This is a genomic window from Pseudopedobacter sp. (assembly GCF_040392825.1).
Taxonomy (GTDB): Bacteria; Bacteroidota; Bacteroidia; order Sphingobacteriales; family Sphingobacteriaceae; genus Pseudopedobacter.
In genome coordinates, this window is record NZ_JBEBVH010000369.1 from 1 (window position 1) to 3,213 (window position 3,213).

General features: G+C 34.9%; 2 protein-coding genes. Both read right to left on the minus strand.

Annotated elements, in window-relative coordinates:
• Positions 1-605: AIR synthase related protein (locus ABWO41_RS17030; RefSeq protein WP_353140595.1), on the minus strand; the 605-nt coding region annotated here is incomplete at its 3' end.
• Between the two features lie 160 nt (positions 606-765).
• A complete protein-coding gene (locus ABWO41_RS17035; protein WP_353140598.1) occupies positions 766-2,943 on the minus strand; it encodes a glutamine synthetase III family protein in 2,178 nt (725 codons plus the stop codon).
• Positions 2,944-3,213 lie beyond the last annotated feature (270 nt).

Here is a 3,213-nt window from a genome sequence, read left to right on the forward strand (position 1 = left end):
CCTCCGTTATAAAAGCTTTCATAATTGGCCTGGCCATTAGAAGCCAAGCCTACAATAACGTTTCCGGCTGCAATTGTATGGTTAGAGATAATATCTTCTCTTTTCATTCTGCAGGTTACTGTTGAATCTACAATAATAGTTCTAACAATATCCCCAACATCAGCAGTCTCACCACCCGTAGAATATATATTAATTCCCATTGAGCGAAGCTCTGCAAGGATTTCTTCTGTTCCGTTAATTATCTCTGCAATAACTTCTCCGGGAATCAGATTTTTATTTCTTCCAATTGTAGATGATAACAATATTTTATCAGTTGCTCCAACACACAATAAATCATCTAGATTCATAATAATAGCGTCTTGTGCAATTCCTTTCCATACAGAAATATCCCCGGTTTCTTTCCAGTATACATAAGCCAGAGAAGATTTTGTTCCTGCACCATCGGCATGCATAATATTGCAGTATTCTTCGTCATCACCTAAAATATCTGGAATTATTTTACAGAAAGCTTGAGGGAAAATTCCTTTGTCAATATTCTTGATAGCGTTGTGCACATCTTCTTTTCCGGCAGAAACGCCTCTCTGATTGTATCTGTTATCACTCATGGTTTGCAAAGATATTATAAAAAGGCTAAACACTAAAGGAAGCTGAAAGCTAAAAGCTAAAAAAGTCTAAAGCAAAGCCTTATATTTTAATTAAGCACTATAAAAAAGCCCCTAACCGAAATTAATCAGAAAGGGGCGGGGTTGATGTGTTGGTATTAAATTATTTAGCAAACAATAATTCTCTGAATTTTGGTAAAGGCCAAATGTTGTCGTCAACCAATAATTCCAGTTTATCTACGTGGTATCTGATTGGCTCGAAGAAAGATTTAACTGTCTCGTCATAAGCAATAGCTTTTTCGCGAGCATCTTCTATCTTAATGGCAACTTTTCTAGCTTCAACCATATCCTGAACATTTTTCTTAATGAAGTTCAGGTGAGTTGAAATTTCTTCGATAATGTATGTTTGTGCCTGATAAAAATCGGCGCTATAACCAATTTCTTTTAAGCCCTTGATATTCTCAACTACTTGAGATTGATATTTGATAGCAGCAGGAATCACCACATTGGTAACCAAATCACCAATTACACGAGCTTCAATTTGGAGCTTTTTGAAATAATCTTCCAACAAAATTTCATGTCTGGCATGAGATTCTCTTTTAGAGAACACACCTATTTCTTCGAATAATTTCTCTGATTTTTCCGAAACCAACGCGTCTAAAGCTTTTGGTGTAGTTTTGATGTTGCTTAAGCCGCGTTTTGCTGCTTCTTCGGCCCATTCGTCACTATAACCATTTCCTTCAAAACGGATATCTTTAGATTCTTTGATGTATTTTTTGATCACAGTTAAGATAGCGACATCTTTTTTGTCACCTTTTTTGATCAATTTATCAACCTCAATTTTGAATTTAGTTAACTGGTCTGCAACAATCGTATTTAATACAGTCATTGGGTTTGCAGAGTTTGCAGAAGAACCAACAGCTCTTAATTCGAATTTGTTTCCGGTGAAAGCAAAAGGAGAAGTTCTGTTTCTGTCTGTATTGTCTAATAGGATTTGAGGGATTTTTGGAATACCGAACCATAAGTTTGGATCTTCTTTTACTTTTTTGAAGATAGCTCTTGAGGATTCGATTTCGTCCAGTACGTCATTCAACTGAGCACCTAAGAATATAGATATAATTGCAGGAGGAGCCTCGTTAGCAACTAAACGATGATCGTTGCTTACAGAAGCTATAGATGCTCTTAGTAAATCTGCATGTTCATGTACAGCTTTAATCGTATTAACGAAGAAAGTTAAGAACATCAGGTTGTTTTTAGGTGTTTTCCCTGGAGAAAGTAAGTTTTTACCGGTATTGGTAATTAATGACCAGTTGTTATGTTTTCCAGAACCATTTATTCCAGCATATGGTTTTTCGTGTAATAATACTTTGAAGTTATGTCTTTTAGCAACTTTGTCCATCAAATCCATCAACAATTGATTGTGGTCAATAGCTAAGTTGATCTCTTCGTAGATAGGTGCGCATTCAAATTGAGAAGGAGCAACCTCGTTGTGACGGGTTTTTAATGGAATACCTAATAATAATGCTTCGGTTTCGAAATCCTGCATGTAAGCATACACTCTTTCTGGAATAGATCCGAAATAGTGATCTTCCAATTGTTGACCTTTTGCAGAAGCATGGCCAAATAAAGCTCTTCCTGTAATTGCAAGGTCTGGTCTGGCGTTGAATAAAGCTAAGTCAACTAAGAAATATTCTTGTTCTATACCTAATGAAGCGGTAACTTTTTCTACACTTTTATCAAAATATTGACAAACTTCTGTAGCAGCTTTGTCGACAGCAGCGATCGCTTTTAATAAAGGAGCTTTGTAATCCAGTGCTTCTCCTGTATACGAAACAAATACTGTAGGTATACAAAGTGTCTTATTGAATATGAAAGCTGGAGAGGATGGGTCCCAGGCTGTATAACCACGGGCCTCAAATGTACTTCTTATACCTCCGTTAGGGAAGCTGGAAGCATCCGGCTCTTGTTGGACCAAAGCACTTCCTGCAAATTTTTCGATTGCTCTGCCGTCAGAATCCGGTTCGAAGAAAGAATCGTGTTTTTCTGCAGTTGTACCCGTTAGTGGTTGGAACCAATGAGTATAATGAGTAACACCTTTACTCATAGCCCATGCTTTCATAGCTGAAGATACATGTTCTGCGATTTCTCTGTCTATAGGTGTACCGCTTTCAATAGAATTTAAAAGTGTTTTGTAAGTATCTTTTGGAAGATACTCCTGCATTTTGTATTTATCGAAAACATTTGCTCCGAAATAATCAGAAATTTTTGAAGAAGGCCTTTTTACTTCTGGAATTGTTCTGGTTAGTACAGTTTCTAAGGCTTTAAATCTAAAAATTGACATATTTTTTGGTTTTAAGTTCTTTTTTTAAATGTTTTTTCAAAAATACGTGATGTTTTTTGAAAAATATAATAAAATTTTCAGTGTTTTTTGATTTTTATGATGTTTTTAATGGTTTGTGTTGTATTTGTAGATTTTGATAAAATTCAAAGCTTATTTGTTTGTTGTTTTGATAAAATGGTAATTTAAGTTGATTTTTTATATTTTGTTTTTATTATTTTATGTATTTTTTTGATATAAAAATATTTTTAATGTCTATTTTTTGTGGTTTTG